Annotated in this window: 20 protein-coding genes and 1 pseudogene; 7 read left to right on the forward strand and 14 right to left on the reverse strand. The window is 73.6% G+C overall.

The annotated features are described in order from the left end of the window. Nucleotides 1-19 precede the first annotated feature (19 nt). From ACFXHB_RS33000 to zapE, 4 genes are all read right to left on the reverse strand, one after another. The gene (locus tag ACFXHB_RS33000) at nucleotides 20-1,003 is read right to left on the reverse strand and encodes a TerC family protein (RefSeq protein WP_380578563.1); all 984 of its coding nucleotides are present in this window, start codon (nucleotides 1,001-1,003) and stop codon (nucleotides 20-22) included. 344 nt (nucleotides 1,004-1,347) lie between these two features. After that, nucleotides 1,348-1,929 (reverse strand): TerD family protein, encoded by a 582-nt coding sequence (locus tag ACFXHB_RS33005; protein WP_380578565.1) that lies wholly within the window; start codon nucleotides 1,927-1,929, stop codon nucleotides 1,348-1,350. Between the two features lie 260 nt (nucleotides 1,930-2,189). Then, nucleotides 2,190-4,283 (reverse strand): excinuclease ABC subunit UvrB, encoded by a 2,094-nt coding sequence (uvrB, locus tag ACFXHB_RS33010; RefSeq protein WP_380578567.1) that lies wholly within the window; start codon nucleotides 4,281-4,283, stop codon nucleotides 2,190-2,192. Between the two features lie 41 nt (nucleotides 4,284-4,324). Then, entirely contained in the window at nucleotides 4,325-5,434 is a 1,110-nt protein-coding gene (gene zapE / locus ACFXHB_RS33015; RefSeq protein WP_380578569.1) for a cell division protein ZapE, read from the reverse strand. Between the two features lie 87 nt (nucleotides 5,435-5,521). Here zapE and ACFXHB_RS33020 point away from each other — a divergent pair, with 87 nt between their 5' ends. The 4 genes from ACFXHB_RS33020 to msrB all read left to right on the forward strand — a co-directional run bounded on the left by ACFXHB_RS33020 (nucleotide 5,522) and on the right by msrB (nucleotide 8,883). After that, nucleotides 5,522-6,307, forward strand: a complete 786-nt coding sequence (locus ACFXHB_RS33020) for a pyrimidine reductase family protein (protein ID WP_380578571.1) — start codon at nucleotides 5,522-5,524, stop codon at nucleotides 6,305-6,307. Nucleotides 6,308-6,450: 143 nt separating this feature from the next. After that, entirely contained in the window at nucleotides 6,451-6,912 is a 462-nt protein-coding gene (locus tag ACFXHB_RS33025) for an indole-3-glycerol phosphate synthase (protein ID WP_380578573.1), read from the forward strand. 127 nt (nucleotides 6,913-7,039) lie between these two features. After that, nucleotides 7,040-8,476: a UDP-N-acetylmuramate--L-alanine ligase gene (gene murC, locus ACFXHB_RS33030; RefSeq protein WP_380578575.1), complete on the forward strand. Its 1,437-nt coding sequence runs from the start codon at nucleotides 7,040-7,042 to the stop codon at nucleotides 8,474-8,476. Further along, nucleotides 8,473-8,883: a peptide-methionine (R)-S-oxide reductase MsrB gene (msrB, locus tag ACFXHB_RS33035; RefSeq protein ID WP_380578577.1), complete on the forward strand. Its 411-nt coding sequence runs from the start codon at nucleotides 8,473-8,475 to the stop codon at nucleotides 8,881-8,883. Before murC ends, msrB begins: the two co-directional genes overlap by 4 nt. A gap of 49 nt (nucleotides 8,884-8,932) precedes the next feature. Here the strand turns inward: msrB and ACFXHB_RS33040 are convergent, their stop codons facing one another. The 8 genes from ACFXHB_RS33040 to ACFXHB_RS33075 all read right to left on the reverse strand — a co-directional run bounded on the left by ACFXHB_RS33040 (nucleotide 8,933) and on the right by ACFXHB_RS33075 (nucleotide 16,507). After that, on the reverse strand, nucleotides 8,933-10,210 hold the full coding sequence (locus tag ACFXHB_RS33040; RefSeq protein WP_380578579.1) for a cytochrome P450: 1,278 nt from the start codon (nucleotides 10,208-10,210) through the stop codon (nucleotides 8,933-8,935). Beyond that, nucleotides 10,207-10,896: an ATP/GTP-binding protein gene (locus ACFXHB_RS33045; protein WP_380578581.1), complete on the reverse strand. Its 690-nt coding sequence runs from the start codon at nucleotides 10,894-10,896 to the stop codon at nucleotides 10,207-10,209. Before ACFXHB_RS33045 ends, ACFXHB_RS33040 begins: the two co-directional genes overlap by 4 nt. Further along, nucleotides 10,874-11,227: a DUF742 domain-containing protein gene (locus ACFXHB_RS33050; protein WP_380578583.1), complete on the reverse strand. Its 354-nt coding sequence runs from the start codon at nucleotides 11,225-11,227 to the stop codon at nucleotides 10,874-10,876. Before ACFXHB_RS33050 ends, ACFXHB_RS33045 begins: the two co-directional genes overlap by 23 nt. Further along, a complete protein-coding gene (locus ACFXHB_RS33055) occupies nucleotides 11,224-11,652 on the reverse strand; it encodes a roadblock/LC7 domain-containing protein (protein WP_380578585.1) in 429 nt (142 codons plus the stop codon). The genes ACFXHB_RS33050 and ACFXHB_RS33055 overlap by 4 nt, the downstream gene beginning before the upstream one ends. Further along, the gene (locus tag ACFXHB_RS33060; protein WP_380578587.1) at nucleotides 11,649-13,685 is read right to left on the reverse strand and encodes an ATP-binding protein; all 2,037 of its coding nucleotides are present in this window, start codon (nucleotides 13,683-13,685) and stop codon (nucleotides 11,649-11,651) included. Before ACFXHB_RS33060 ends, ACFXHB_RS33055 begins: the two co-directional genes overlap by 4 nt. A 156-nt stretch (nucleotides 13,686-13,841) precedes the next feature. After that, nucleotides 13,842-14,867, reverse strand: coding sequence for an MBL fold metallo-hydrolase (locus ACFXHB_RS33065; protein WP_380578589.1), 1,026 nt, complete (start codon nucleotides 14,865-14,867; stop codon nucleotides 13,842-13,844). A gap of 179 nt (nucleotides 14,868-15,046) precedes the next feature. Then, nucleotides 15,047-15,793 (reverse strand): hypothetical protein, encoded by a 747-nt coding sequence (locus tag ACFXHB_RS33070; protein ID WP_380578591.1) that lies wholly within the window; start codon nucleotides 15,791-15,793, stop codon nucleotides 15,047-15,049. Between the two features lie 165 nt (nucleotides 15,794-15,958). Beyond that, nucleotides 15,959-16,507: a GNAT family N-acetyltransferase gene (locus tag ACFXHB_RS33075; protein WP_380578593.1), complete on the reverse strand. Its 549-nt coding sequence runs from the start codon at nucleotides 16,505-16,507 to the stop codon at nucleotides 15,959-15,961. A 466-nt stretch (nucleotides 16,508-16,973) separates the two neighbouring features. Here ACFXHB_RS33075 and ACFXHB_RS33080 point away from each other — a divergent pair. The 3 genes and pseudogenes from ACFXHB_RS33080 to ACFXHB_RS33090 all read left to right on the forward strand — a co-directional run bounded on the left by ACFXHB_RS33080 (nucleotide 16,974) and on the right by ACFXHB_RS33090 (nucleotide 20,184). After that, nucleotides 16,974-18,220, forward strand: a pseudogene (locus ACFXHB_RS33080) (DUF692 domain-containing protein). A 36-nt stretch (nucleotides 18,221-18,256) separates the two neighbouring features. After that, the gene (locus ACFXHB_RS33085; protein WP_380578595.1) at nucleotides 18,257-19,315 is read left to right on the forward strand and encodes a TIGR04222 domain-containing membrane protein; all 1,059 of its coding nucleotides are present in this window, start codon (nucleotides 18,257-18,259) and stop codon (nucleotides 19,313-19,315) included. An 86-nt stretch (nucleotides 19,316-19,401) separates the two neighbouring features. Further along, entirely contained in the window at nucleotides 19,402-20,184 is a 783-nt protein-coding gene (locus ACFXHB_RS33090) for a TIGR04222 domain-containing membrane protein (protein WP_380578627.1), read from the forward strand. 92 nt (nucleotides 20,185-20,276) lie between these two features. On the opposite strand, the gene hemQ is transcribed toward ACFXHB_RS33090, so the two are convergent. After that, nucleotides 20,277-21,002 (reverse strand): hydrogen peroxide-dependent heme synthase, encoded by a 726-nt coding sequence (gene hemQ, locus ACFXHB_RS33095; protein WP_380578597.1) that lies wholly within the window; start codon nucleotides 21,000-21,002, stop codon nucleotides 20,277-20,279. Further along, a complete protein-coding gene (gene hemG / locus ACFXHB_RS33100) occupies nucleotides 20,999-22,432 on the reverse strand; it encodes a protoporphyrinogen oxidase (RefSeq protein ID WP_380578599.1) in 1,434 nt (477 codons plus the stop codon). The genes hemQ and hemG overlap by 4 nt, the downstream gene beginning before the upstream one ends. Between the last annotated feature and the right edge of the window lie 18 nt (nucleotides 22,433-22,450).

Genomic DNA, 22,450 nt, shown 5'->3' on the forward strand with positions numbered 1-22,450 from the left:
GCCGCGGGCCGCCCCGGACTCAGGCGTCGATCTTCTTCTCGGCGGCCTCGTCGGCCCCTTCCTGCTTCTTCGCGGCGATCAGGCTGGTCACCGTGGTGACGGCCAGCACCACCACGATGAAGCCCAGCGAGAACGGGATGCCGATCTCGGGGACGTGCACGCCCTGCTCGTGCAGCGCGTGCAGCACCAGCTTCACGCCGATGAAGCCGAGGATCACCGACAGGCCGTACGAGAGGTGGACCAGCTTCTTCAGCAGCCCGCCGATCAGGAAGTACAGCTGGCGCAGACCCATCAGGGCGAAGGCGTTGGCGGTGAAGACGATGTACGGGTCCTGGGTGAGGCCGAAGATCGCGGGGATCGAGTCCAGGGCGAACAGGACGTCGGTGGTGCCGATCGCCAGCATCACGATCAGCATCGGCGTCATCAGCCGACGGCCGTTCTCCCGGATGAAGAGCTTGGTGCCGTGGTACTTGTCGGTCGACGGGAAGCGCTGCTCGATCGACTTGAGCAGGCGGTTCTCCTCGAACTCCTCGTCCTCCTCGTCGGCCCGCGCCTCCTTGATCAGCTTCCAGGCCGTCCAGATCAGGAAGCCGCCGAAGATGAAGAACACCCAGGAGAACTGGGCCACCAGCGCCGCGCCGCCGGCGATGAAGACCGCCCGCAGCACCAGCGCGATGATCACACCGAACATCAGCACGCGCTGCTGGTAGATCCTCGGCACCGCGAACTTGCTCATGATCAGAATGAACACGAACAGGTTGTCGACGCTGAGCGACTTCTCGGTGATGTACCCGGCGAAGAACTCACCGGCCGGCTTCGAACCGGAGTGCCACCAGAGGAACCCGCCGAAGATCACGGCGAGCACGACCCAGACCGTGGTCCAGACACCGGCTTCCTTGACCGACACCTCGTGCGGCTTGCGGCCGCCGATGAAGAAGTCGGCCACGATCAGGGCCAACAACACACCGATCGTGCCGACCCACATGCTTACGGAAACGTCCACTACTGCTCCTCCGGCAGGTAGGCGAGACAGTCATCGTCACTGCCGGAGGTCTCTTCCGCCCGTCGGGCACGCTGCGAGGCGCCCGCGGACCAGCGCCCCGGGACGCCGCTTCGGGGGCGTCCGTGATGACGGGACAACTGCGAGGGAATACTCCCCTCCGCTCCCACGAGGCTAACAGAAGAGCCAAGAGAAGGTAAAGAAGGTAAAGAACCGCCCCGCGCCCCCACCGCCCGGGAGCCACCGCGCCCGGCGCCGGAAGGACGCCACCGCGCCGGAAGGACGCCACCGCGCCGGAAGGACGCCACCGCGCCGGAAGGACGCCACCGGGCAGCGGAGCCCGCCGGCTAGAGGAAGGGCTCGATGGCCGGCAGCAGGTCCTGGAAGGTCCGGCCGCGGGCGGGCGCGCCGATCGCCTGCATCCCCCAGCCACCGGACGGCTCGCGGAACACCTTCGCCATGATCTGCCCGGTGTGCGGGCCCCCGCCGGCCAGCTCGTACCGGGCCAGCTCCAGCCCGGTCGAGTCGTCCACCAGCCGGCAGTACGCGTTCTGCACCTCGGCGAAGGTCTGCCCGGTGTACGAGCTGACCGTGAACACCACCTGGCTGATGTGCGGCGGCACATGGGCCAGGTCGACCAGGATCGACTCGTCGTCCTCACCCGCTCCGGTGCCGCCGACCAGGTTGTCCCCGGTGTGCCGGACCGAGCCGTCGTTGCTCTCCAGGTGCTGGAAGAAGACCACGTCGGACGGGGTCCGCTCGGCGTACAGCAGCGCCGAGGCGTCCAGGTCGATCTGCCGCGTCCGGCTGCCGAAGAGGCCCCGCTTCGGCGCCGCCTTCCAGCCGAGCCCCATCCGGACGATCGTCAGCGACTCGCCCGAGCCCTTCTGCAGGCTCACCCGCTGCCCCTTGGCAAGGTTCACCGACACGGCGTTGTCCTCTCTGCCCAGCCACGCGGTCGGTCTCCGCGCCGGCTTCACGGTGGAACACCCCCTTGCCGTCCCCCGGCTGAGGCCCCCTGGTGCGACCGCCCGTCCCGGGCGGCACCGCAGGCCAGCCTAGGGCCTGCGGTCGGACGCGTCGGTCAGCGTCTACCCGTTTGTGGCGAGGATGAGACACCGCCGGGCTCGACCGGCACCGGAACCGGCCAAGCCCCGCGCGCGGGCGCCGCCGGGGCGGGCGGGCGCCCCTAGGCGATCCCCGCCTCGCGCATCTGCCGGAGCTCCTTCTTCAGCTCCTTGACCTCGTCGCGCAGCCGGGCCGCGACCTCGAACTGGAGGTCCGTCGCGGCCGCGTGCATCCGGTCGGTCATCGACTGGATCAGCTCGGCCAGCTCGGCCGCCGGCAGGCTCTTGGCGGGCTTGCGGTCCGCGCCCAGCGCCGGCACCGGGGCCTTGCCCTTGCCGGCCGCGCCCCGGTACCCGGAGGAGAGCAGCTCGTCGGTGTCCACGTCCTCGCGGGCGAGGGTGTCCAGGATGTCGCCGATCTTCTTGCGGAGCGGCTGGGGGTCGATCCCGTGCTCCTTGTTGTAGGCCTGCTGCACGGCCCGGCGGCGGTTGGTCTCCTCGATCGCCTTCTCCATCGAGGGGGTGATCCGGTCCGCGTACATGTGGACCTGGCCGGAGACGTTGCGGGCGGCCCGGCCGATGGTCTGGATCAGCGACGTCCCGGACCGCAGGAAGCCCTCCTTGTCCGCGTCCAGGATCGCCACCAGGGAGACCTCGGGCAGGTCCAGGCCCTCACGGAGCAGGTTGATGCCGACCAGCACGTCGTACCGGCCGGCCCGCAGCTCGCGCAGCAGCTCGACCCGGCGCAGCGTGTCGACGTCGCTGTGCAGGTACCGGACCCGGATGTCCAGGCCGAGCATGTAGTCGGTGAGGTCCTCGGCCATCTTCTTGGTGAGGGTGGTGACCAGGACCCGCTCGTCCCGCTCCACCCGCTTGCGGATCTCGTGCACCAGGTCGTCGATCTGGCCCTCGGTCGGCTTGACGATCACCTCGGGGTCGATCAGGCCGGTCGGGCGGATGATCTGCTGGACCTGGCCGTCGCCGCGGGACAGCTCGTACGGGCCGGGGGTGGCCGAGAGGTAGACCGTCTGGTCGATCCGCTCCAGGAACTCCTCCCACTTCAGCGGGCGGTTGTCCATCGCGGAGGGCAGCCGGAAGCCGTGCTCCACCAGGGTGCGCTTGCGGGAGGCGTCGCCCTCGTACATCGCGCCGATCTGCGGGACGGTCACGTGCGACTCGTCGATGACCAGGAGGAAGTCGTCCGGGAAGTAGTCGAGCAGGGTGTTCGGCGGGGAGCCGGGCTCGCGGCCGTCGAAGTGCATCGAGTAGTTCTCCACACCCGAGCAGGTGCCGATCTGACGGAGCATCTCGATGTCGTAGGTGGTGCGCATCCGCAGCCGCTGGGCCTCCAGCAGCTTGCCCTGCTTCTCCATCCGGGCGAGCGTCTCCTCCAGCTCCTTCTCGATGCCGTTGACCGCCCGCTCCATCCGCTCCGGGCCGGCCACGTAGTGCGAGGCGGGGAAGACGTGGACGGAGTCGTCCTGGCTGATGATCTCGCCGGTCAGCGGGTGCAGGGTGTACAGCGCCTCGATCTCGTCGCCGAACATCTCGATCCGCAGGGCGAGCTCCTCGTAGACCGGGAAGATCTCGATGGTGTCGCCGCGGACCCGGAAGGTGCCGCGGGTGAAGGCGAGGTCGTTGCGGGTGTACTGGATGTCGACGAAGCGGCGCAGCAGCACGTCGCGGTCGATCTCCTCGCCCACCTTGAGCCGCACCATCCGGTCGACGTACTCCTGCGGGGTGCCGAGGCCGTAGATGCAGGAGACGGACGCGACCACGATCACGTCCCGGCGGGTGAGCAGCGAGTTGGTGGCGGAGTGGCGCAGCCGCTCGACCTCCTCGTTGATCGAGGAGTCCTTCTCGATGTAGGTGTCCGTCTGCGGGACGTACGCCTCGGGCTGGTAGTAGTCGTAGTACGAGACGAAGTACTCGACCGCGTTGTTCGGCAGCAGTTCGCGGAACTCGTTGGCCAGCTGGGCGGCCAGGGTCTTGTTCGGCGCCATCACCAGGGTGGGGCGCTGCAGCTTCTCGATCATCCAGGCCGTGGTGGCCGACTTGCCGGTACCGGTGGCGCCGAGCAGGACGACGTCCTTCTCGCCGCCGCGGATCCGGCGCTCCAGCTCGGCGATGGCCGCGGGCTGGTCGCCGTTGGGCTGGAAGGGGCTGACGACCTCGAAGGGCGCCACTGACCGCTCAATGCTCGTGATGGGTCGCACGTGTCCACCGTACGACCCCTCACTGACAACGCGAGCGGCCCTCAGCCCTCCCGGCCGCCGTCCCGGGGGGCCTCGCGGGCGCTGTCACGGGCCAGGGCGACCAGTCGGGAGACCGCCCGCAGGTACTTCTTGCGGTAGCCGCCGCGCAGCATCTCCTCGGGGAAGACCTGGTCGAAGGGGATCCCGGAGGCGGTGATCGGCAGCTCGCGGTCGTACATCCGGTCGGCGAGGACGACCAGGCGCAGCGCGGTGGACTGGTCGTCGACCTGGCGCACGCCGCGCAGGCAGACCGCCTGCACGTCGTCCAGCAGCGCGCCGTAGCGGCTGGGGTGGACGGCGGAGAGGTGGTCGAGCAGCGCGGGGAAGTCGTCCAGCGAGGCGCCCGGGGTGCGGGCGGCGACGGCCTCCACGGTCCGGTCGTCGTACGGCGGCGGGGCGTCCGGCAGGCCGCGGTGGCGGTAGTCCTGGCCGTCGATCCGCATCGGGCGGAAGTGCGCGGACAGACCCTGGATCTCGCGCAGGAAGTCGGCGGCGGCGAACCGGCCCTCGCCGAGCTTCTCCGGCAGGGTGTTCGAGGTGGCGCAGAGCTTGACGCCGTTGTCGACCAGGCGGCCGAGCAGGGTGGAGACCAGCACGGTGTCGCCCGGGTCGTCCAGCTCGAACTCGTCGATGCAGAGCAGGCGGTGGTCGGACAGCGTCCGAACGGCCTGCTGGAAGCCGAGCGCGCCGACCAGGTTGGTCAGCTCGACGAAGGTGCCGAACGCCTTCGGGCCGGGAGCGGCGTGCCAGAGCGAGGCCAGCAGGTGGGTCTTGCCGACGCCGTACCCGCCGTCCAGGTAGACCCCGGCCGGGCCGGTGGGGGCGGGGGCGCTGCGGCGGAACCAGCTGCGTTTGGGGGCGGCGTCGGCGCCGTTGAGCGTCCCCGCGAACTGCTCCAGGACCTGGACCGCCTCGTACTGGCTGGGCTGGTTCGGGTCGGGGAGGTACGTTCCGAAGCTGACGACGGAGAAGCGCGGTGGCGGGACCATCTCGGCGACCAGGCGCTCGGCGGGGACGACGGGACGCCGGTCGGTGAGCGCGAGGGGAGCGGTGGCCACGTCTGCGGTCGCTATCGGCTCGGTCGGCGCGTCGGGGAGTGGGGCTGCGGGCACGGTACTAGAGGGTACGCCTGCCGCCGCGCCGGTCGGGCGGAGGGCTGCCGGTGGATTGTCGGTCCACCGGCGACGAGACTGGACGGCATGCAACAGTTGATCAGTCCGCTGCCCCGACCGTTCGCCGATCCGGCGTCGCTGGAGTCGCTGGCGGCCGTCTACGCGTACCCCGACCAGGTGAATCACGGCCGGCCGTGGCTGCGGGCCAACATGGTGGCCGGACTGGACGGCGGGGCGAAGCTGGCGGGTCTGTCCGAGGGGCTCTCCGGGGACGCCGACAAGCGGATCTTCGGGGTGCTGCGGGCGCTGTCGGACGTGGTGCTGGTGGGTGCCGAGACGGTCCGTGCCGAGGGGTACCGGCCGGGCCGGGCCCGGGCCGAGTTCGCCGAGGCGCGCCGGGCGGCCGGGCAGGCGCCGGCACCGGTGATCGCGATCGTCAGCCGCTCGCTGCGGCTGGACCTGGCGGCGCCGCTGTTCACCGAGCCGCTGGTGCGCACGGTGGTGGTCACCACGGAGGACGCGCCGGCGGCCGACCGCCGGGCGGTGGCCGAGGTGGCCGACGTGGTGGTGGCCGGCAAGGGCTCGGTGGACCTGCCGGCGGCGGTCGCGGAGCTGGCCGGGCGGGGCTGGACGAGGCTGCTGAGCGAGGGCGGCCCGCGGCTGCTGGGGCAGCTGGCCGCCGCGGACCTGCTGGACGAGCTGTGCCTGTCGACGGCGCCGCTGATCACGGCCGGCGACGCGCCGCGCATCATCCACGATGCGGAAATGCCTGACGTGCAGCGGATGCGACTGGTCTCATTGATCGAGCAGAAAGGATTCCTCTTCACCCGCTACCTGCGTCTTCACCCGCAAGCCGCGTCACCGGCCCCGTGACCGCCGGACAGTGGTCCCGCTCTCCTTCGGGACCGCCGCCCGCGTGGTCCGCGGACCCGGCGGGCAGCGTGCGGAAAGCTTCCCGCCGGGCAGTATGGGACGCGATGCCGGGGCCCGGGGGCCGGCCACTGGAAGGGACTCACGTGTTCAAGACGGTACTGATGATCGAAAAGGCGCTCTCCGACGCCGATGTGGAGCTGGTCACCACGCTGCACAGCGACGAGAAGGTGTCCTTCGTCGTCCTGATGCAGCCGCGCGGCAAGCAGGACGAGCTGCTGCGGGCGCTGGACGACGTCGCGCTCGGCCACCTCGACAAGGTGGTGCGCGAGCACGACGAGTCCGAGAGCGGGCCGACGGTGGCCAGCGAGTCGCTCGAACACAGCCTGCGCCACCTGCGCCGGGCCGGTGCCGAGGCGGTCGGCGAGCTGGTCGAGGAGAAGCCGCTGGAGCGGCTGCGCGCGGTGGTCGAGGAGCACCGCGCCGACGAGGTCGTGGTGCTCACCTCGCCGCACTTCGTGGAGGAGTTCTTCCACCGCGACTGGGCCTCCCAGGCCCGGCACAAGGTGGGCGTCCCGGTCCTGCGACTGTTCGCCAGCGACTCCTGACCGGACCCGCCGGTGGTGCAGAATCGTCCTTGCGGCCCGTCCGCGAGGACGATTCGCCCGTTGTACCCACACGGCCCGCTGTACCCGCTGTCCCCCTTGTCTGCCCCCGCCCGTACGGAGCCTTGCCTTGAACGACGCCGCGCACGACCTGCACGCCCCGCACTTCATCGGCATCGGCGGCGCCGGGATGTCCGGCCTGGCGAAGATCCTCGCGGTGCGCGGCGCCAGCGTCTCCGGCAGCGACTCCAAGGAGTCCGAGACCGTCCTGGCGCTGCGCGCGCTCGGCGCCAGCGTGCACATCGGCCACGCCGCCGAGCACGTGCCGGACGGCGTCAGCAGCGTGGTCGTCTCCAGCGCCATCCGCGCGGACAACCCGGAGCTGGCCGCCGCCCGCGAGCGCGGCGTGCCGGTGGTCCACCGCTCCGACGCGCTGGCCGCGCTGATGGGCGGCCGCCGGGCGCTGGCCGTGGCCGGCACCCACGGCAAGACCACCACCACCAGCATGCTCGCCGTCGCCCTCGGCGAGCTGGGCCTGGACCCCTCGTACGCGATCGGCGGCGACCTCGACGCGCCCGGCTCCAACGCCCACCACGGCACCGGCGAGATCTTCGTCGCCGAGGCCGACGAGAGCGACCGCAGCTTCCACAAGTACGCGCCCGAGGTGGCGATCGTGCTCAACGTGGAGCTCGACCACCACGCGAACTACGCCTCGATCGAGGAGATCTACGAGTCCTTCGAGACCTTCGTCGGCCGGATCACCCCCGGCGGCACCCTGGTGGTCTCCGCCGACCACGACGGCGCCCGCGAGCTGACCTCCCGGGTGGCCGGCCGCGAGGGCCTGAACGTCGTCACCGTCGGCGCCGCCGAGGACGCCGACGTCCGCGTCCTGTCGGTGGTCGCGCACGGCATGACCAGCGAGGTCACCGTGGAGCTGGACGGCGTCGAGCTGTCCTTCACCGTCTCGGTGCCCGGCCGGCACTACGCCCACAACGCGGTCTCGGCGCTGGCCGCCGGCGTCGCGCTGGGCGTGCCGGCCGCCGACCTCGCCAAGGCGCTCGGCGCCTACACCGGCGTGCGGCGCCGGCTCCAGCTGAAGGGCGAGGCGGCCGGCGTCCAGGTGATCGACTCCTACGCCCACCACCCGACCGAGATGACCGCCGACCTGGAGGCGATCCGGGAGGGCCTGAACGGCAGCGGCCGGGTGCTCGTGGTCTTCCAGCCGCACCTGTTCAGCCGCACCCAGCAGCTCGCCGAGGAGATGGGCGCGGCCCTCGCCCTCGCCGACGCCTCGGTGGTGCTGGACATCTACCCGGCCCGCGAGGACCCGATCCCCGGCGTCACCAGCGAGTTGATCATCGAGGCGGCCGAGCGGGCCGGCGCCGACGTCACCGCCGAGCACGCCTTCGACGCCGCCCCCGCCCTGCTGGCGGGCCTGGCCCGCCCGGGCGACCTGCTGCTCACCATGGGTGCCGGGGACGTCACCAACCTCGGCCCGGAAATCCTTCGGCACCTCGCGAGCGTTGGCACCGACGTCCACGACCTGCCGACCGGGAGTCTGCGATGAGCTACGAGATCGAGAAGAGCGACGCCGAGTGGCGTGCCGAGCTGAGCCCCGAGGAGTACCACGTGCTCCGCGAGGCCGGCACCGAGCGCCCGTTCACCGGTGAGTACACCGACACCAAGACGGTCGGCGTCTACGGCTGCCGTGCCTGCGGGGCCGAGCTGTTCAGCTCGGAGACCAAGTTCGACAGCCACTGCGGCTGGCCGTCGTACTACGCCCCGCTGGCCCAGGACCGGGTGCGGTACATCGAGGACACCACGCTCGGCATGCGCCGGGTGGAGGTCCGCTGCGCCCGCTGCGGAGGGCACCTGGGCCACGTCTTCGAGGGCGAGGGCTACGGCACCCCGACCGACCAGCGCTACTGCATCAACAGCGTCTCGCTGACGCTGCGGCCGGCCGACGAGAGCTGACCGCGACGACCGCGGGCCCGGGAGCCGACCAGGCGCCCGGGCCCGCGGGTTATCCACCGGCCGGGTGGAAGCGGACCGGCAGGTGGACCAGGGCACGGTGGAACGGCCCCGGGCGCCAGAGGAGCTCCTCGGCGGGGGTGCTCAGTTCGAGGTCGCTCAGCCGGCTGGTGAGCTGCTCGATCGCGGTGATCGCGATCAGCAGCGCCGGGTCCCGGGCCGGACAGGCGTGCGGGCCGGCCGCCCAGGCCAGGTGGGCGGACTCGCCGCTGCGCAGTTCGGCGCCGTCGGTGGGCGGCGCGGCCTGCGAGTTGGCCGCCGCGTAGGACACCAGGACCAGCGAGCCGGCGGCGATCTCCCGGCCGTGGAAGGTGATGTCGTAGCGCGGGTAGTGGGCGGAGAGGTTGGCCATCGGCGGCTCGTGCCAGAGCACCTCGTCGATCGCCTGGTACGCCGTCACGGCGCCGCCGAACAGTGACCCCGCGTACCGGGCGTCGGTGAGCAGCCGCAGCAGCGCGTTGCCGATCAGATTGGTGGTCGGCTGGTGCCCGGCGATCATGGTGAGGGTGATCTGCCGGACCACCTCGTCGTTGTCCAGCCCGACCGGGTGGGTGAGGAACCACGAGGTGAGGTCGTGCCGGGGGCGTTCGCGCCGCTCGGCGACCATGCCGGTGACCACCGAGACGAGGTCCCCGTAGGCGGCGACGGCCTTCTCGGTGGACTCCATCATCCCGGCGATGCCGGCCACCAGCCGGGCGCTGTGCTCCTCGGGCACGCCGAACCAGGTGTTGAACACGAACACCGGCAGCTGCCGGGCGTACTCGGCGATCAGATCGGCCGAGCCGGTGGCCGCGAAGGCGTCGATCAGCCGGTGCGCGACCTCGGCGACCCGGCGCTGGAGCAGGTGCGGTTCGAGCAGGGCCAGCCCGTCGGTGATGACCTGGCGGTAGCGGGCGTGGATCTCGCCGTCGCTGAAGAAGGCGGTGGGGCGGTAGCCGAGCACCGGCAGCAGCGGCGAGGTCGGCGACACCGTGCGCTGCCAGGCCCGCGAGTCCTTGGAGAAGGTGTCGGTGTCGCGCAGCAGGTCCAGCGCGGCCTGGTAGTCGGTGACCAGCAGGGCCTCCACGCCGGGGGCGATCTCCACCGGGGCGACGGCGCCGTAGCGGCGCAGCCGGTCGTAGACGGGCTGCGGGTCGGCGGCGAAGGCCGGGCCGTAGATCGGGATCGGACGGGTGGCGGACGCGGTGCCGGGCGCCTCGTCGGGGACGGGCGCCTCGTCGGGGACGGGCGCCTCGTCGGTGCTGGTCACGGCTGCGTCGGTGCTGGTCACGGGTGCTCCGGGGCGGCGTCGGGTGCGGCGGCGGATGGCGCGTCGGGCGGGACGTCGGCCGGGACGTCGGGGGAAGCGGGCAGACCGTGCAGGACGTGCTCGGCCAGCGCGATCAGCGCGTCGAGGCTGGAGCCGCGCTCACGGGCGTCGCAGAGCACCAGCGGGGTGGCGGCGTGCAGGTCCAGGTGGGACCGGAGCACCTCGATCGGGTGCGCGGGCGCGCCCGGGAAGCAGTTGACGGCCACCGCGTAGGGCAGCCCCTGCTCCTCCACCATGTCCATGATCTCGAAGGAGTCGGCGAGCCGGCGGGTGTCGGCCAGCACCAGGGCGCCGACGGCGCCGCGGGCGATGTCCTGCCAGAGCGGGAAGAAGCGGCGCTGGCCCGGGGTGCCGAACATGTAGAGCACCACCTGCCCGGGCAGCGTGAGGCGGCCGAAGTCGACCGCCACCGTCGTGGTGGTCTTGCCCGGCGGCAACCCCCGCGCGTCGTCGACGGGCGCGCCGGTCTCGGTCATCGCCTCCTCGGTGTGCAGCGTGGGGATCTCCGACAGGGTGCGGATCAGCGTGGTCTTGCCGACGCCGAACGGACCGGCGACCACCAGCTTCATCAGCGTCTGGTCCCGGTCGGGCAGGTAGCCCACCCGGTCGGTCCGGCCGGTCGGGCTACCGGAGCGTACGGAGTCCAACGAGGAGCCTCTCAACGATGGAGCGGTCGGTCTGCTGTGCGCGGGGGATCGGGGCCCGGGCCCGTAAGCAACCCGTCTCGACCAGGTCGGCCGCGAGGAAGACGGTGGCGCTGACCGGCAGGCGAAGGTGGGCGGCGGCCTCCACCACGGTCAGTGCGCCGGGCCGCAGCAGCTCCCAGAGCCGCCGGTGCTCGTCCTCCACCTCCTGCGGCGGTTCCGCGCCGGCCGCGTACAGGACGGTGAGCCGTTCGAAACCCGCCGTACCGGGCCTGGTCCGGCCGCCGGTGGCCAGGTAGGCGGGGACCATCCGCCTGCGGGGTACGGCGGTCATGACCGGGCGGTGCTGTCCTGCTGCCTGGCCGGGCTCGCCAGTGCGCGGCCCAGAGCGGCGACCTGCACCTGCATCTGGTAGGCCACGTTGCCGAGTTGGGCCTCCGGCGTGGTGAACACCGCCAGCGAGGTGTTCTCGCCGGCCGGGACGACGACGGCGAAGCCCAGCTCGGACTCGACCACGGTCTGCGCCAGGCGGGGCTGCTCGGCGTCGGTGAAGGCCGTGGTGAACGCGCGGGCGGCGGCGTGCACGGTGGCGGTCATCGCCGCGACCCGCTCCGCCGAGGCTCGGCCGAGGCCGGCCGAGGCGCCCTCGACGAGGCCGTCCCCGGTCGCGATCACGGCGTGCAGGACACCCGGCAGCTCCAGCAGCGGGGTCAGCACCCACGAGATCTCGTCGGTGGCGGTAGGGCTGGGCGTGCTCACTGCTCGGCTCCTTCGGAGGTCTGGGCGGGGCGGTGGCCGGGCCTCCCCGTGCGGTCGGCGAAGCCGGTGTGGTCGGCTGCCTCCGCTCCGGTGACCCCGGCGCTGGTGGTGCTCGTGGTGCTCGTGCCGGCGTCGGCGCTCGGACCGGTACTCGGACCGGCGCTCGCGGCGACCGCGTCCGCGACCCGGTCGACCGGCTCGGCCGGGGTCTCGGGGGTCTCCGGCGCGGCGGGGGCACCGGGCGCGGCCGGGCTGTCGGGGCCACCGGGCGCGGCCGCCCTGGCGACCTCGGCGCGGCCGGAGTCCGTGCCCTGCTGCAGGGCCTCCCAGCGGGCGGCGGCCTGCTCGGGCGTCCGGGCGGCGCCGCCGGCGGGCGTGGCGTCCGCCCCGAGGCCCGAGGGGCCCGTGCGGTCCGGGGCCGCCGCCGCCCCGGCCGGGGCGGCGTCCGGCAGTCGGGTGGCCCGCCCGGACGCTTCGCCGGACGGCCGGCCCGCCGGCGCCCGCTGGGTGAGCGGCTGACGCCTGCGCCGGCTGGGCAGGCCACTGTCGTCGGAGTCCACCGGCCGCACCGGTGGCACGACGTGCATGGCCGGCACGGTCTGCCGGGTCGGCAGACCGTGCCCGTCCGGCAGGTCGTGCCGGTCCGGCAGGTCGTGCCTGTTCTGATCGTCGGATTCTTCGCGCGGGTCCGGCACCGCCTGGACGGTGGGCGCGGGAGCCGGGCCGGCGCCGGCCCGCAGCGGCAGCGGAGTGAGCACCGACAGCGGCTGCTCCTCGTCCACGACCGTCAGCAGGGCGGCCGGGATCCGCACGATGGTCCGCATGCCGCCGTAGGGCGAGGGCTCGACGTGGCAGGAGAACCCGTACTGCCGGGCCAGCTTGCCGACCACCGCGAAGCCGGTCTTCGGCGGGTTGCCCAGCTCGGTGAGCAGCACCTCGGCCGGGCCGGCCACCAGCCGCCGGGCCCGGCGCAGCTGGTCCTCCTCCATCCCGATCCCGCTGTCGTCGATGATCACCAGCGCGCCCCGGCCGCCCTGCTGGACGGTGACCGGGACGTCCGTCTCCGGGTGCGAGTACGACGTGGCGTTGGCGAGCAGCTCGGCGACGGTGATGGCGAGCGGCTCGGCGGCCCGGGCGACCACGGCCAGCCGGCTCTCCCGCAGATGGTTGGCCACCTTGATCCGGGCGTAGCCGGGCACCCGGGAGAGCGCGCCGACCACCACCTCGGCCAGCGGCGAGTCGGTCCGGGCCAGCCCGGGCCAGGCCTCGCAGAGCACCGCGATGGTCTGGATCCGGCGCAGCGCGACCTCGTTGCGGAAGTCGACCTCCAGCAGGCGCGGATCGTCGTTGTCGTGCTGGAGCTGCTGGACGAGGCTCTGGATCTGGTACAGCAGGGTCTGGATCTTGGAGGTGGCGCCGCGCATCGCGGACCGGGCGGCGGCGTCGACCCGCTCGCGCTCGTCGGTGACGGCGGCGGCCGAGGCGTCCAGCACGGCCTGCAGGGCCCGGACCGCCTCCGGGCCCACGGCCCGCGCGTCCAGCGGTCCGGAGACGGGCGCGTTGGGGTGGCTGAGCCGCAGCGCGGCGGCCGCCACCCGCTCCCCGGCCAGGTGGTCGACCTCGGCCAGCAGGGCCGCGGCCCGCTCCTCGGCGGCCGCCTGCCGCTCCTGCGCCTCGGTGGTGCGGTCCTCGGCCGCGCGGGCGTGCAGCTCGGCCTCGGCCGCGCGGTGGTCCGCGGCGGCGGTGCGCTGCTCCGCCTCACGGACCCGGCCCTCGGCGGCGAGCGCCCTGGTCTCGACCCGTTGGACCTCCTCGTCCGCCCGCCGGGCGGCCGCCTGGGCCTCGCGCTGCTGCTGCTCGCCCCGGGCCAGCCGGCCCTCGGCGGCGCGGGCGCGCTCCTCGCTGTGGGCGGTGGCCGCCTCGGCGGCGGTGGCCCGGGCGAGTGCCCGGGCACGCCCGCGGGCCAGGACAGCGGCCGCCGCGAGCGCGGCGACCGCGGTCACCGCGAGGGCGAGCAGCGCGATCTGGGTCATCGAAGTCCTCGGAAGTCCTCGATCGAAGGGGTTCGGAATCGCCGGAGGCGGCGGGCCGGGCCGGACGGTCGGCGCCGCCGGACGGGCCGGGCCCCGGCGAGGGGCACCGGCCGCGGCCCGGCCGCCCGGGAGGCGGTCGGCGGCGGGCGGGTCGGGTCAGGCCGGCGAGGAGGGGAAGCGCCCGGGCCGGGACCGCGGTGCCCGGGCGGCGTCCTGGGCCAGCTCCCGGGCCACCAGGGCGACCTGGCTCATCGCCTCCAGGACGTTGGGCACCGCGCTGCCGTCCAGGTGCCGGTACTCGGCCGCGACGGTCAGCACCAGGCGCTCGGGCAGGCCGAGTTCGGGGTGCCGCTGCTCGGCGATGATCCGCCGGGCCGCGTCCAGGGCCGGTATCCCGGCGCGGTGCAGCGCGTGCGCGCGCTCACGGACGTACCCGAGGTAGCCGATGTGGGCCTCGACGCCGGACCGGTCGAGCACCGGACCGTGGCCGGGGACGAAGATCTCGGCGCCGGTGGCCAGCGCCTGCTCGCAGGCGCCGATGATGTTCTCCAACGGGCCGGCCCAGTGCGAGGGGTGGTCGCCCGGCTGTTCGCGGGTCGACCCGAAGATCACGTCGCCGGTGAACACCACGCGCTGGCGCGGCAGATGGACGATCAGGTCGCCGCCGGTGTGCGCGGCGGGCAACGCGGTGATCCGCACGGGGTACTCCCCCACCCGCAGCTCCAGTTCGCCGCTGAAGACGGTGTGCGGGTGGACGGGGTCGGTCCGCGACCAGTCGAACGGGCCGAAGTGCTCACGGAGGTAGTCGCCGAGCGGCGAGGCCGGGTCGCTGCCCACGACCAGCGCGTGCTGCTGCTTGGGGGTCGGCTCGTAGTGGATGTGGTCCAGCGCCTCCCGGGTGGCGATCACCTCGGCGTCCGGAAGCACCCCGGCGCCCCAGAGGTGGTCACCGTTGGCGTGGGTGACGACCACCCGGTCGATGCCGACCCCGTCGGCCAGCCGCTGCCGGCTCTGCGCGAGGAACTCCGCGGCGAGGGAGGGGTCGTACGGCGTGTCGATCCAGAGCGCGGTCCGCGGCGAGGCCAGCAGCCCGCAGTTGGCCAGGCCCCAGCCCCGCTTCGGCGGAAGCCACACGTACAGGTCTTCGGCAATCGCGCTCACGTTCGCGCGGCTGATCGTCATGGGCGCGATTATGCCGATGATATGACGATGGTGAAGCAAAACCCTTGTGATTCAAGCCAATTCCTGCCCCAGACCCTCCCGAGCTGTCCCAATTCGCACCAGTGCGGTCTGGACCACATCGTCTCAAGGGGCAGGATGAACGGTCCGGACCGTGACACCGGACCCCGGGCACCGCCCGCTCACACCACCGGCAGCAACCGGCAGACCTCGACCGTGACATCGACCGTGTCGAGACCGATCACCCGGCCCTCGACGGCGGCGAATCCTTTCTCCCCGGCGCGGAACATCGCCGCCAGCGGCGACTTCCGGGTGGCGGCCGCCAACGCCTCCACGGCCATCGCCGAGCCGAAGGCGAAGACCCCGCAGAGCACGACGCAGGGCGCGTGCCGCGAGGTCCGGGTCACGAAGACGAAGCCGTGGTCGCGGATCAGTTCGTCGGCCGCGTTGTACTGCGCCTCGAAGGTCATCCCGCCCCAGCGGGCCCGGGCCGCCTCCGGGTACTCGATGCAGAAGTCCGGGAATCCCGCGCCGAGCACGGTCGCCGAGTACCGATTGACGCTCGGTCCGCCGATCGAGAAGGTCGGCATCCTCGGGTCCTGCGCTCCGGCCGCGACCAGTTCGATCGTCGCCTTCCGATTGATCTTCCGCAGCAGATCCGTGAGTTGGGCTATCGCCCGGGCCTCGGCCATCGGCATGAAGAGGACGTTCTTCGGCCCCCGGCTCGTCAGCCGCCGACCGTCCTTCGCGAAGGCGAACTCCGCCGCCTCGATGCTGGGGGTGACGATCTGCACCCGGCTGTACGGGGCGAGCAGCACCCGCAGGAACCCGTACCGCAGGAACAGCCGGGCCCGGGCGAGGGAACGGGCCGCCAGAAAGCCGATCACCGCCGGAACGAACCCGACCAGGACCTGAAGCAGGATCTCCATAGCATCCCCCGCGAGGACGACTCGGGCACGAACTGTCTGCCGTGAGGTGATGCCCCGTAGAACACCGGGAACTCCCGACACGGCAGTCCACCCCGCGCCAGCTGCGGAATGCGCGCCCGATTCACCCCTTCGAGTGAAGGAAACCGGCCGCCCGTTCCCCTCCGGTCAGCCGTCCAACCGCTTGGTGAACTTCCGCTCACTCGCACACCGCTGGTACCCGAGCCACGCGTTGATCGCGAGCATCGGCGCGTTGGTCGCGTCGTTGCTGGTGTACGCCCACCGGTAGCCGGCCTCCCGGGCCCGGCGCAGGGACTCCGCCTTCGCCGGCTTGCTCAACCCCCGGCCGCGGAACTCCCGGCGGCAGGCGGTGAACGCCGACCAGTGGCGCCGGGCCCCGTCCGTCTGCACCGCGCCGAACGCGGCCGGCTCGCCGTCCACCACCGCCACCACGGTGAGGTCGCGGTCGAAGTCGGGGCGGGCCCACTCGCCGGTGAGGAACTCCTCGTGGTCGGCGGCGTCCATCGCCACCTCGCCCGGCTCGTCCCGGAGCGCGTCCGCGACGAGGGTACGGAACTGCTCGCCCTTGGCCTGCCGGGCGTTCAGCCAGGTCAGGACCTCGGGGGTGAGCAGCAGGTGCTCACGGCCGGCCCGGTGGGCGGCCGCGGCGGCCGCGGCGTCGGCGGGGCGGAAGTCACGGACGGTCAGCGTGGTCACAGGCGGGCCACGGTAGCCCGGGCCGCGGCCCGTTCGCCCCCGAATTTCCTCCCCGTCGGCGGGCCGGCGACAGGGACGGGACCAAAGTCCCTCATCACCGGTCCGACAAGCTCAAATAATGCTCTGAGAAGACCGGGCGGGGCTTGGCAGCCGTCCCCACCGGGGACATCCTCAGCAACACGGCCCGGCCCGACCCCGGCAACGACGCCCGCGTCGGCCGACGGCTTCCCACCAGCCCTCCGAAGGGGGCGAACCGATGACCACTCCTGCCATCCGGCGCAGGACGCCCGCCGCTCCGGCCCGGGACACCGGGCGGACGCCGGACACGACCGGCCCGACCGGCCCGACCGGTCCGACCGGCTCCACCGGCGCGACCACCTCGACGGCCCAGGCCACGGCGGCCACGACGACCGCGACCGGCACTCCGGGTACCGCGCTCGGTGTCGGCCTCGGCTGGCGCGCCGAGATCGACACCGTCGTGGAGCGGCAGCCCGGCCTGGACTGGGTCGAGGTGGTCGCGGAGAACATCTGCGCCGACCACCTCCCCGAGTCGCTGCGGATCCTGCGGGCCCGCGGCGTCACCGTGGTCCCGCACGGCGTCTCGCTCGGCCTCGGCGGAGCCGACCGGCCCGACCCGGCCCGGCTCGACCGGCTCGCCGAGGCGGCCGGGGCGCTCGGGTCCCCCCTGGTGACCGAGCACCTCGCGTTCGTCCGGGCCGGCGGTCTGGAGGCCGGGCACCTGCTGCCGGTCCCCCGCTCCCGCGACGCCCTCAAGGTGATCGCCGAGAACGTCAGGATCGCGCAGGACCGGCTCCCGGTGCCGCTGGCCCTGGAGAACATCGCGGCCCAGCTGGCCTGGCCCGACGACGAGCTGACCGAGGGCCAGTTCCTCGCCGAGCTGGTCGAGCGCACCGGTTGCCGGCTGCTGATCGACGTCGCCAACCTGCACACCAACCGGGTCAACCTCGGCCTGGACCCGGCCGCCGAACTCGACCGCCTGCCGCTGGAGGCGCTGGCCTACGTCCACGTCGCCGGGGGCACCATGATCGACGGCGTCTGGCACGACACCCACGCCCACCCCGTCACCGAGCCGGTGCTGGAGGTGCTGGCCGAGCTCTGCGCCCGGGTCGCACCGCCCGGCGTCCTGCTGGAGCGGGACGCCGACTTCCCGCCCCCGGCCGAGCTCGCCGCCGAACTGGAGGCCATCCGCCGGGTGCTGGCGGGGGGCGGCGCCGGATGACCGCCCCGACGGACGAGTCCACCGACCTCACCGCCGCCCGCGCCGCGCTGGCCCGGCGTCAGGAGGAGCTGCTGAAGGCCCTGGTGGCCGGCGGACCCGTCCCGCCCGGCTTCGACCCGGCCCAGGTGCGCGCCCAGTCGGCCGGCCTGGCCGCCAAGCGCCGCGACACCACCGCCAAGGTGGCCCCGGAGCTGCCCCGCCTGCTCGGCCGGCGGTACGGGCCGCTGTTCCTGCGCTACGCGGGTACGCACCCGCAGACCGGCGGCTACCGCGCCGACGCCCGCGCCTTCGCCGTCTGGGCACTCACCGACGGACCGGGCGCGGGGCCCGACCCGGCCCGGCCGGGCGCCGGGCCGCTCGACGCCGAGCAGCGGCAGGCCCTGGAGCGGTGGCTCCACGGCCCCGCCGCCGAGCGCCCGGCCGGCCCGCTCACCCGCCTGCGCCGGGCCCTGCGCCCCGGCCCGCGGCACTGAACCAGAACCACCCACACCATTCCGGGGGAACCGCCCATGTGGCACAACGTCTTCTTCGCCGTCCCGGCGATGCTGCTGTTCGCGGCCGCGTCGTACGCCTCGCACACCAGGAACCTGGTCAAGCGGGTACCACAGGTCAAGGGCCTGCCCGGGCGCGGGCTCCCGCTCCTGGACACCGCGTTCCTCTCCGGAGGCCCCGGCCGGGTCTTCGACACCGCCCTGGTCCGGATGCACCAGGCCGGCCGGGTCGTCGTCAACCGGGCCGGCCTGGTCACGCTGACCACCGAGAAGCCCTACGACGCCGTCGACCTGGCGATCATCGAGGCCGTCGGGCCGACCCGGCAGCGCGACCTCACCTCCCTGCGGCGCGCGGTGATGCGCGCCCCCGCCGTCCAGGAGCTCGGCGACCGGCTCGCCGACCGCGGGCTGCTGCGCAACCCCACGCTGATGCGCCGGGCCAAGGTGGCCCGGCGACTGCTCTGGTCGGCCCTGCTGCTCACGGTGGCGACCATCGTGGTCGCCTACCTGGTCGACCACGGCGAGGCCGACCGCCCCTCGCTCTGGCTCCCGCCCGTGCTGGTGCTCGTCGGCCTGGTGTCGCTGCTGGTGACCTGGCCGCTCAAGGGCCGGATCACCCCGGCCGGCCGGCGCCAGCTCGCCCTGATGTCCGTCGGCAAGCCGTGGAAGCCCAGCTCCGGTCTGGCCCCGCGGGCGGCCGGCGGCGCCCTGGTCGGTGCGATCGCGCTCGGCGGACTGGCCGCCTCCGGACTGGAGGACGCGGAGCTCCAGGAGGCGCTGCTCGCCGCCGCGGCGGCCGACCTGGTGACGGCCAGGTCCGCGGTGGCGGGCGGGTCCTCGTCCTCCTCCAGCAACTCCGTCGCCACCTCGTGCTCCTCCACCGGCACCTCCTGCGGCGGCGCCACGTGGTGCGGCAGCGGCTCCGACTCGGGCTCCTCGGGGTCGAGCTGCGGCGGCAGCGGCTGCGGATCCTCCTCGTCGAGCTGCGGGTCCTCGTCCTCGTCGAGCTGCGGGTCGAGCTCCAGCAGCTGCGGCTCCTCCTCCAGCTGCGGTGGTGGCAGCAGCTGCGGATCCTGAGGCCCGGGGTCCTCCTGAGTCACAGTTCGGTATCGCGGACCGGAAATTCGTTCCGCCCGGAGCCGGGGCAGGTCTACAACAAGCCCATGTGGTTGCTCTTCCTGATCCCGGCCTGTGCCACCGCGGTGCTCTCCTGCATCCGGCTGGTCCGGATGACCGCCACCGCCGACGCGCTCGCCGGACAGGAGGGGCTCCGGCCACCGGAGGCGGTCGGGATCGGGCTCTACGAGACCGCCTACCTGGCGGGCGGCCCGGACCGCGTGGTCGAACTGGCCCTGGTCCTGATGGCCTCCCGGGGGCGGCTGCACCTCGCGCACACCGGCTGGACCACCGTCGTCGACCCCAGGGGCCGCAGCCGCCTGGAGCGGGCGGTGGTCGCCGCCGTCGGGCCCGGGGGGCAGTGCCGGACGGACGACCTGCGCCACGCGATGTCCGTCCACCCCACCGTGCTGGAGATCGGCGGCCGCCTCGCGCTGGCCGGCCTGGCCACCCCGGCCCCGGTGCAACGGCAGACCGTCCTGGTGATCCGGCAGGTCCGGCAGGCGCTGCTGTTCTCGCTGGTGCTGCTGGCCGCCGCACTGGCCGTCGGCGGGTTCTCCGGCGGTGACGCCCTGGCGCCGCTCGCCTGGTTCTCCCTGCCGCTGGTGCTGACCGCGGGCACGCTGCTGATGGCCCGGGTCGACGTCTACCCCTACACCCGGTGGGCCTCCCCGGTCGGCCAGGAAGTGCTGCGCGAGGTCCGTCCGCCGCGCCAGCACGGCCTCACCGACGACGACGAGCGCGAACTGCTCACCGCCGTCGCCATGATGGGCCCGTCCGCGCTCCCGGACGCCCGGCTCCGCGCGGCCCTGCGCCCGCACCGGAGCTGACCGACCGGCAGCGGACCGGGAGCCCCCGCAGACGCCGGGAGGCCGGCTCCCCCCTCGGCGGGGCGGAGCCGGCCTCCCGGCGGGCGGGCGGGTCAGACCAGGCCGGCCAGCAGCTCACTGACCGGCTTGCGGCGACCGGTGAAGAAGGGGACCTCCTCGCGGACGTGCAGCCGGGCCCGGGACGGGCGCAGGTCGCGCATCAGGTCGACGATCCGGTGCAGCTCGTCCGCCTCGAAGGCGAGCAGCCACTCGTAGTCGCCGAGCGCGAACGAGGCCACCGTGTTGGCCCGCACGTCCGGGTAGCCGCGCGCCATCTGGCCGTGCTCGGCGAGCATCGCGCGCCGCTCGGCGTCCGGCAGCAGGTACCACTCGTAGGAGCGGACGAAGGGGTAGACGCAGACGTAGTCGCGCGCGCGCTCGTCGGCCAGGAAGGCCGGGATGTGCGACTTGTTGAACTCGGCCGGGCGGTGCAGCGCCATGTTGGACCAGACCGGCTCCAGCACCCGGCCGAGGCCGGTGCGGCGGAAGCGGTTGTACGCCTCCTGGAGGTCGTCCGAGTCCGCCGCGTGCCACCAGACCAGGATGTCGGCGTCCGCCCGCAGGCCGGACACGTCGTAGGTGCCGCGCACCGTGACGTCCTTGGCGTCGAGCTGCGCGAACAGCTCGTCCACCTCGGCGGCCAGGGCGGCCCGGTCCTCGGGCAGCTCGCCCTTGAGCTTGAACACCGACCACATGGTGTAGCGGATGACCTGGTTCAGGTCGCGCGCCTTCTTCTTCTCGGGCTGCTGCTCCGGCTGCTGCTCAACGGTCTCAGTCATGCGCCCATTGTCCTCTCCGTGACGTTCTCCCCGGTCGTCGGGGTCAACACTTCGTCGAGCGCGGCGACGGCCGCCCGCGCGCTCGCGATACAGGCCGGGATGCCCACTCCGTCGTAGGCGGCCCCGCAGACGGCCAGCGCGCCCGCCCGGCCGACGGCCGTCCGGATCCGGGCCACCCGGTCCAGGTGACCGACCGGGTACTGCGGCAGGCCGGACCGCCAGCGGGTGACCGCGGTGTCGTAGGGACGGGCGGTCAGGCCGATCGCCTCACCCAGGTCGGACAGCGACCGCGCCACCAGCTCCTCGTCCGCCAGCTCCAGCGGCTGCTCCTCGCGCAGCCGGCCGAGCGAGGTGCGCAGCAGGAAGGCGTCGGGGGCCGAGCGCTCCAGCCAGCCCCACTTGTTGGAGGAGAAAGTGGAGGCCTTGATCCGCCGGCCGTCCACCGGCGGCACCAGGAAGCCGCTGCCGGTCGGCGGCTCCGGGAGGTCGGCCCGCCGGAACGCCAGGGTGACCAGCGCCATCCCCGCGTACTCGACGGCCGCCAGCTCGGCGGCCGCCCCCGGCGCGTCCGGGCGCAGCAGCCGGGCGGCGGCGGGCGCGGGCACCGCGAGCACGACGGCGTCCACGTCCAGCGCCTCGCCGTCGGCGGTCACCACCCGCCAGCCCCCCGGGATCCGGCGCAGCCCGTCCACCGCGGTGCGGGTGCGCAGCTCGACCCCGGCCCGGGCGCAGGCCTCGGCGACCGCCCCGGGCAGCGTGCCGATGCCGCCGCGCAGCCCCTGGAAGACGGGGGTGCCGACGATCCGCGGCCGGGTGGCCAGCTCGTGCACGCCCTCCACCAGTGAGCCCCCGCCCCGCGCGATCTCCAGCAGCTGCGGTACGGCCGCGCGCAGCGAGATCTCGTCGGCGTGCCCGGCGTAGACGCCGCCGAGCAGCGGTTCGACCAGCCGGTCCACCACCTCGCGGCCCAACCGGTCCGCGACGTAGCGCCCGATCGCGACATCGTCCGTGACCTCGGTGGCGCCCTCGTGCCGGGCCCGCTCCAGGCCCTCGGCGCTGAGCACCCCGGAGGCGGCGAGCGCCGCGAGGTCACCGGGGACGCCCATCACCTGACCGCCGGGCAGCGGACGCAGCGCGCCCCTGGTCCAGATCGCGGCCTTCGCGGTGGTCGGCGGCTCCAGCGCGTCGCCCAACCCGACCGCCCGCGCCAGCTCGACCGCCTCCGGCCGCCGCGCCAGCATCGACTCGGCCCCGAGGTCCACCCGGACCCCGCCGACCTCTCCCCCGGACAGCTTCCCGCCGAACCGGTCGGACGCCTCCAGCAGCGTCACCCGCGCCCGTGCGGCGCCACCGGCCGCCCCGCTGAGAAAAGCGGCCGCGGCCAGCCCCGCGATACCGCCACCGATCACGACGACCTGTGCTTGCGACATGTCCCGCAGTCTCGCAGG

The sequence above is a fragment of the Kitasatospora sp. NPDC059327 genome (assembly GCF_042752535.1).
Taxonomy (GTDB): Bacteria; Actinomycetota; Actinomycetes; order Streptomycetales; family Streptomycetaceae; genus Kitasatospora.

What these genes read in the sequence shown, in the direction of transcription:
- ACFXHB_RS33065 (WP_380578589.1), bottom strand. Translation starts at nt 14,867, where the DNA reads ATGACGATCAGCCGCGCGAACGTGAGCGCGATTGCCGAAGACCTGTAC.
- hemG (WP_380578599.1), bottom strand. Translation starts at nt 22,432, where the DNA reads ATGTCGCAAGCACAGGTCGTCGTGATCGGTGGCGGTATCGCGGGGCTG.
- ACFXHB_RS33060 (WP_380578587.1), bottom strand. Translation starts at nt 13,685, where the DNA reads ATGACCCAGATCGCGCTGCTCGCCCTCGCGGTGACCGCGGTCGCCGCG.
- ACFXHB_RS33090 (WP_380578627.1), top strand. Translation starts at nt 19,402, where the DNA reads ATGTGGTTGCTCTTCCTGATCCCGGCCTGTGCCACCGCGGTGCTCTCC.
- ACFXHB_RS33085 (WP_380578595.1), top strand. Translation starts at nt 18,257, where the DNA reads ATGTGGCACAACGTCTTCTTCGCCGTCCCGGCGATGCTGCTGTTCGCG.
- ACFXHB_RS33020 (WP_380578571.1), top strand. Translation starts at nt 5,522, where the DNA reads ATGCAACAGTTGATCAGTCCGCTGCCCCGACCGTTCGCCGATCCGGCG.
- hemQ (WP_380578597.1), bottom strand. Translation starts at nt 21,002, where the DNA reads ATGACTGAGACCGTTGAGCAGCAGCCGGAGCAGCAGCCCGAGAAGAAG.
- msrB (WP_380578577.1), top strand. Translation starts at nt 8,473, where the DNA reads ATGAGCTACGAGATCGAGAAGAGCGACGCCGAGTGGCGTGCCGAGCTG.
- ACFXHB_RS33070 (WP_380578591.1), bottom strand. Translation starts at nt 15,793, where the DNA reads ATGGAGATCCTGCTTCAGGTCCTGGTCGGGTTCGTTCCGGCGGTGATC.
- ACFXHB_RS33050 (WP_380578583.1), bottom strand. Translation starts at nt 11,227, where the DNA reads ATGACCGCCGTACCCCGCAGGCGGATGGTCCCCGCCTACCTGGCCACC.